Origin of the sequence: Gellertiella hungarica (assembly GCF_014197145.1) — a bacterium.
Classification (GTDB): Bacteria; Pseudomonadota; Alphaproteobacteria; order Rhizobiales; family Rhizobiaceae; genus Gellertiella; species Gellertiella hungarica.
On sequence record NZ_JACIEZ010000017.1, the window covers coordinates 26,437 to 32,828 of the forward strand.

A 6,392-nucleotide genomic window follows, 5' to 3' on the forward strand; every position below is an offset into this window, starting at 1 on the left:
GGATAGCAAGTTGACAATCGCCCGCTGAAGAATCATTTTCCGCCCATGAAGTCGGTATTTCGAATCAGGTCTACACTGCTGACCCTGTTTTTCAGGCTGGTGATCGTAATGTCGCTCGCCGGATACAGCACATATGCCGTCGAAACCGTCATGCATTCGAACTTCGGCTCCGAGACCGCCACGGTCGAAGCTGCGGGCAATCATGGCGGTCATGACACTGCCATGACCACTTCCCCTGCGGACGACGGACACGATCACGACCATTCCGCGCCCGAAAAAACGAAGCCTTCGTGCTGCGTCGACTACTGCGGCGTGGCCGCGCTGACATGCGCGGGTGCCGCAATCGCCCACCCCCGTTCCGAGCTCGTTCTCGTCGCGCTTGACGACAGAGACTTTATGGGCCGGCTGCCGCAGCTCCACCGCCCTCCGAGCATCTGAGAAAACTCACCCGCAGCAGTGCGGGACGCACCGCGCCCATGCATGAGTCATGCAGGGCGTGTCCGTGACCATTTTCTCGGATTTACACCATGAAACTTCAGTTCCTGGTGGCTGCCATACCGCTTGCCGCAAGCGGATGCGCTTCCACGCTTCCCGACGTCGTCGCGACCTCGGGCTATCCCGACGCAGTCTCCGACGCGGGACCCGTCGCCTATCGTAGTCCCGTCGGAGACTACGTCCACCGCATGCCCGTCGATCCCAAACCCTGGCGCGAGCAGAACGACGCCCAGGCGAAGAAGGGAGGCGCATGATGGCTCTCACTCGTTCGATGCGCCTTGCCGCATCGGTCGTCCTGCCGCTGTTCGCCGCAGGATGTGCAACGACGGAATACTCGGCAAAGGATGCCGGGTTCGACACCGTGTCCCTCAAGTCCGGAGAGGCCACGGCCAAGCAGAGCGTCTGGATTCAGAACCAGCAGCAGGCCGCGGCGGTCAGGGATCGCGTCAAGGCGCTCATGGCCCGCAGGACCATCGACGCGGAAACGGCGGTTCAGGTCGCCCTCCTCAACAACAAGGGTCTGCAGGCGGCCTATGCCGATCTCGGCGACAGCGCGGCCGACGCCTGGCAGACACAGCTCTCGATCCTGCCCTCAGTTTCCGTCGGTCTGACAGGCATTGGAACGCCTGGACTGGAGGCCTACCGCGTCCTTGAAGGGACGATCGCGACCAACATTCTGGCGCTCGCCACCTACGGCGAGAACAGGAAGCTTGCGGACACCCGCTTCCGCCAGGCGCAGCTTAACGCCGCCATCAAGACCATCTCTTTGGCGGCGGACACGAGGCGGGCATGGATCAGGGCGGTGGCGGCCTGGGAGACGGTGGCATACCTCAACCAGGCGAAGGCTGCCGCCGATGCGGCATCCGCGCTTGCCGCGAAGATCGGCGAGGCCGGGTCGCTCACCAAGGCAAACCAGGCCCGCGAACACGTCTTCTACGCCGAGCTTGCAGGAGAGACAGCCAAGGCACGGCTTGAGGCACGGCTGGCCAAGGAGGAGCTGATCCGCCTCATGGGTCTTTCAGGATCGGACATCGACTTCCAGATACCCAACCGCCTGCCGTCCCTGCCGAAAAGCCTCATCCGGCGTGACGACATGGAGGCCGAAGCGATAGCCAAGCGCATGGACCTGCAGGTCGCTCGCCTTGAGCTTCAGGCAACGGCACGGGCCTTCGGACTGGAGAACGCCACCCGCTTTGTCACCGACATCGAGCTGGCTGGCGTGTTCGAAAAAGAGCGGGAGCTTGACGGCGACGAAGTTCATTCAAGCACGTCCCGAACTGCATCACTAGAGCTGAAGATACCGATATTCGATACCGGGCAGGCCCGGCTGCGCAAGGGCGAGCTTGCCTACATGCGAGCCGCAAACGAGCTTGCGGAACTGGCCGTCAACGTCCGTTCCGAGGCTCGGTCCGCCTATCTCGCCTACCGGGCGACCTACGACATCGCCCGCCATTACCGCAACAGCGTCCTGCCCTTGCGCTCCGCAATCGAGGAGCAGTCGCTGCTCAGCTACAACGGCATGATCACCAGCACGTTCGAGCTGATCGCGGACACCCGCGACAAGGTCAACTCCACCATCCTCGCCGTCAACGCCAAGCGCGACTTCTGGCTTGCAGAGGCGAACGTCGCTCCCGTGATTTACGGCGGAAGCACGGGTTCGGCTCCCGCATCCGACAAACCTGCGCCTGCGCAGACTGAGGCCGCTGGCGGCCATTGAGAAAGGAACCGAGCATGTTCAGCAGAAGACAGTTGCTGGGAGCAGGTGCCGCCGGTGCGGCGCTCGCCTCCACGAAAGCATGGAGCCAGACGTCCAACATGGGTCTGCCAGAAGCGGCCGTGATGGATACGGCGGCGACGCAGCCGCCCGTGGCTCCCTCGACGGGGCCGGACTACAATCCCGTCGTCACCCTCAACGGATGGACGCTGCCATTCCGGATGAACAACGGGGTGAAGGAGTTTCATCTCGTCGCGGAGCCTGTGGAACGCGAGATGGCGGAGGGGATGACGGCCCATCTCTGGGGCTACAACGGCCAGTCGCCGGGCCCGACAATAGAGGCTGTCGAAGGTGACCGGGTGCGAATCTTCGTCACCAACAAGCTGCCCGAGCACACAACCGTCCACTGGCACGGCATGATCCTGCCATCCGGCATGGACGGCGTGGGTGGCCTATCGCAGCCGCACATCCCCGTCGGCAAGACCTTCGTCTACGAGTTCGACCTCGTGAAGTCCGGCACCTTCATGTACCACCCGCATTCCGACGAGATGGTCCAGATGGCCATGGGCATGATGGGCTTCTTCGTGGTGCATCCGAAGGACCCGAAGTTCATGCGGGTCGACCGTGACTTCGTCTTCCTGCTTTCTGGCTACGACATCGACCCCGGCACATACGTGCCGCGCGTCATGACCATGACCGACTTCAATCTCTGGACATGGAACTCCAGGGTGTTTCCGGGCATCGACCCGCTCGTGGTCTCCAAGAACGACCGCGTCCGGGTGCGCGTCGGGAACCTCACCATGACGAACCACCCGATCCACATGCACGGCTACGACTTCGAGGTGACCTGCACGGACGGCGGCTGGGTGCGGCCCGAAGCGCGATGGCCGGAGGTCAGCATCGACATCCCGGTCGGTGCCATGCGGGCCTACGAATTCGACGCGAAGTACGAGGGCGACTGGGCGATCCACTGCCACAAGTCGCACCACACGATGAACGCGATGGGCCATGCCATTCCCACCTTCATCGGCGTGGACAAGAAGGAGGTCGCCGAAAAGATCAGAAAGATACAGCCCGAATACATGCCGATGGGCACTGCGGGCATGGCCGACATGGGCGAGATGTCCATGGAAATCCCCGAGAACACGGTGCCGATGATGACGGGCTGGGGTCCGCACGGCCCGATCGAAATGGGCGGCATGTTCTCCGTCGTGAAGGTTCGGGAGGGTATCTCGGCGGGCGATTACGCCGATCCCGGCTGGTACGAGAACCCTCCCGGCACGCAGGCCTACGAATGGACGGGCAATCTGCCAGAGCCCGTCAAGGCCAAGGACGCGAAGACAAAGCAGACCACCAACCATCCCAACCACGGCTGAAACGGCCGGAACCTGAAAGGATACACATGAAGTACGCAGTCATGGCAGCAGCCCTGCTTTCGCTTTCCACGCCCGCCCTTGCATCCGGGAGCCATGCCGGTGGCCACGGCGAAATGGCCGTCGGCGAGCCGGGCAAGAAGGCGAAGGTCACCCAGACCATCGCAGTCTCGATGAGGGAGACCGAGGACGGGAAGATGATCTTCACGCCCGCCAGCTTCAACGTCCGCAAGGGCCAGACGGTCCTCTTCAAGATCAGGAACGAAGGCGAGACCGACCATGAGTTCGTGCTCGATGAAGAGACGAAGGTCATGGAGCACAAGGCGCTGATGGAGAAGTTTCCGGAGATGGAGCACGACGACCCGAACGCGATCCGCCTGGCACCAGGCAAGTCCGGCGAGATCGTCTGGAAGTTCACCAACGACGGCACCTTCAAGATCGCCTGCCTCGTACCGGGTCATTTTGACGCCGGGATGCATGGCGACGTCGTCGTCGCAAAGAAGTAACCCAAGGAGACAATCATGAAGACAATCATCAAGTCCGCCACCGCCGTTTTGCTTGCCATGAGCTTCGCTTCCGGGGCGTTCGCCGAGGAGTTCACCAAGGGGACGGTCAAGAAAATCGATACAAAGGCGAAAAAGGTCACGCTGATCCACGAGGAGCTGAAGAACCTAGATATGCCCGCCATGACCATGGTGTTCAAGGTTGAAGACGATGAGCTTTTTGGCAAACTTAAAGTAGGTCAGAAAATAGAATTCGTAGCTGACCGCGTAAATGGGCAGTTACTGGTGACTGAAGTAAAATAAAAATACCAACTGTGCTGTAGCGGAGCGCCGCTACAGCACACATTAAACAAAAGAGATGGTTATGTCGCCAGATAAATACAAAGGGTGTATTATTTCTCGGCAGTTTCGAACAGCAATAATTCGTTTTTCCGCCGTTGCTACGCTATCCACAAACCTGTTGCTTGGCTCCCACAAAGGCGAAGCGGTAATCTATGCAGTTGTCATTATCACTTATTCGCTTAGTGGAATCGCATCAGTCACAACAGAGCGCCTGCAGCGGAAGCACGACTGGCTAAGATCAGGCTTCGTAATGGTCGACGCATTATTGGTAGCAGCGGTTCTTTATCCTCATATCTTGGGAAGCCCAATTACTGACAATCACAGCCTAAACACAACTGCGCTGGTTGTTGCCTTTATTATGCTAAACAATGTGAGTCTTAAAAAAGAGCGACGACTTCTTCTAATATTCTCGGCGGCAAGCTTGTCACTTTGGATTGGTATGCTCGCAGTTTCAGCAGCAAGACACATAGGCACCGGGAAAACTGCCCTGTTCGACGCGCTTTTTAACCAAGACCTGGGACTTGCAATCAGTTTTGGCTTTACAGCGCTTGCAAATTATGTGCTAGCGAACGACCACGAGCGGACGAGGGACGCAGCTTTGAAAGCCAATATGCGAAGAGCAAATCTTTCGCGTTTTTTCTCTCCTCACGTCATAGGTGATTTACAGGAGCGAAGCCCCGCCCTGGAATTGAAGCGTCGGGAAGTAGCAGTGATGTTTATCGATCTGAGAGATTTTACCAGCTTCGCGGAAACCGCATCGCCCTCACAGCTCGCATCTACTTTAGCTGAGTATCGCAACATCGTGTCGGAGGTCGTTTTCAAATACGGTGGCAATATCGATAAATTCGTGGGCGACGGCGTAATGGCTGTCTTCGGTCAACCGTTGCGGCAAGCCGAGGACGCTGACAGGGCCTTGGCTTGTGCGTTAAGGCTAGTGCATACCCTATCTGAGTGGAGAGAGAAAAGTGATCACGACGGCCATCCTGCGCTATCTGCCGGTATTGGACTTCACTATGGAGCGGTGGTCGGCGGGGTTCTCGATAGCGGCCGTCATCTTGAGCTGACCGTAATTGGTGACACTGTGAATGTAGCCCAACGACTTGAAAGCCTTTCCAAGCCTCTCAGAGCGTCGTTAGTAGTTTCTGCGGGGATAGTGGAACAGCTAAAGCGACCTTTGCCTGAAGCAAACTGGCTGACTCGCCGCGCGGTATCGATGCGTGGTCGACGTTTGCCGATCGACATTTGGTACCTGCCTTATACCGAACGACCACCCACCATCTATTCCTCTCCTGGCTCCCTTCGAACGACACTCGGCCGCGAGGGCGATGATTGCAATTCATCTTTGATTTGAAAACCTCATATTCATTTATATAATCATTGGTTGCATAAGGATAGTGATCTGAACCCTTCAAACTGGACCAGATTTGGTTAGAGTTTTCCGGTGGATTTTCCCGGCTGGGAAAGGAACGGAAGACGATGAAGGCATCGCAATTTTCGCTTCGCGGTCCTTCGGTTCGGACGCCCAGAAGGCGTTCATTTTGAAGCAGGGTGACGAAGGTGTGCCTGTTGCGGAGATTTGCCGGAAGGCAGGGATCAGCCAGGCGACCTACTTCAATTGGAAGAAGAAGTATGCGGGCATGTTGCCGCCGGAGATGAAGAAGCTCAAGCAGCTCGAGAACTAGAATGCATGTCTGAAGAAGATTGTGGCGGACCTCACCCTTGATCGCGAGATGCTTCAGGATGTGATCCGCCGAAAGCTCTAAGGTCTGCTCGGAAGCGGGAGATGGTGAAGGGCATGTGCCGGGATTGGGCGATTCATCGGAAACCAGGGTGGTCGGGATGCCATTTCAGGTCTGGTGGTTTTTGCTACTGAACTGCACCCCGTTTCGACCGGACAGTCGGCATAAGCAGAAAGGCTCAAGCACAGGCTTGGGGACAGGCTTATGTCTAACGAGTATCGACACG

Annotated in this window: 7 protein-coding genes and 1 pseudogene; all 8 read left to right on the forward strand. The window is 58.2% G+C overall.

What is annotated here, in order from left to right:
- Nucleotides 1-45: 45 nt before the first annotated feature.
- Complete coding sequence (locus GGR23_RS22065; RefSeq protein ID WP_183368494.1) at nucleotides 46-438, forward strand: hypothetical protein; 393 nt, start codon at nucleotides 46-48, stop codon at nucleotides 436-438.
- An 89-nt stretch (nucleotides 439-527) separates the two neighbouring features.
- Nucleotides 528-749, forward strand: coding sequence for a hypothetical protein (locus tag GGR23_RS22070; protein ID WP_183368495.1), 222 nt, complete (start codon nucleotides 528-530; stop codon nucleotides 747-749).
- Complete coding sequence (locus GGR23_RS22075) at nucleotides 749-2,212, forward strand: TolC family protein (protein ID WP_246366044.1); 1,464 nt, start codon at nucleotides 749-751, stop codon at nucleotides 2,210-2,212. The genes GGR23_RS22070 and GGR23_RS22075 overlap by 1 nt, the downstream gene beginning before the upstream one ends.
- A gap of 14 nt (nucleotides 2,213-2,226) precedes the next feature.
- Nucleotides 2,227-3,585, forward strand: a complete 1,359-nt coding sequence (locus tag GGR23_RS22080; protein ID WP_183368497.1) for a multicopper oxidase family protein — start codon at nucleotides 2,227-2,229, stop codon at nucleotides 3,583-3,585.
- 26 nt (nucleotides 3,586-3,611) lie between these two features.
- The gene (locus tag GGR23_RS22085; RefSeq protein WP_183368498.1) at nucleotides 3,612-4,088 is read left to right on the forward strand and encodes a cupredoxin domain-containing protein; all 477 of its coding nucleotides are present in this window, start codon (nucleotides 3,612-3,614) and stop codon (nucleotides 4,086-4,088) included.
- 15 nt (nucleotides 4,089-4,103) lie between these two features.
- Nucleotides 4,104-4,388 (forward strand): copper-binding protein, encoded by a 285-nt coding sequence (locus GGR23_RS22090; protein ID WP_183368499.1) that lies wholly within the window; start codon nucleotides 4,104-4,106, stop codon nucleotides 4,386-4,388.
- A 61-nt stretch (nucleotides 4,389-4,449) separates the two neighbouring features.
- Entirely contained in the window at nucleotides 4,450-5,778 is a 1,329-nt protein-coding gene (locus GGR23_RS22095; RefSeq protein WP_183368500.1) for an adenylate/guanylate cyclase domain-containing protein, read from the forward strand.
- Nucleotides 5,779-5,917: 139 nt separating this feature from the next.
- Nucleotides 5,918-6,243, forward strand: a pseudogene (locus GGR23_RS22100) (transposase); the annotation flags it as partial.
- Nucleotides 6,244-6,392 lie beyond the last annotated feature (149 nt).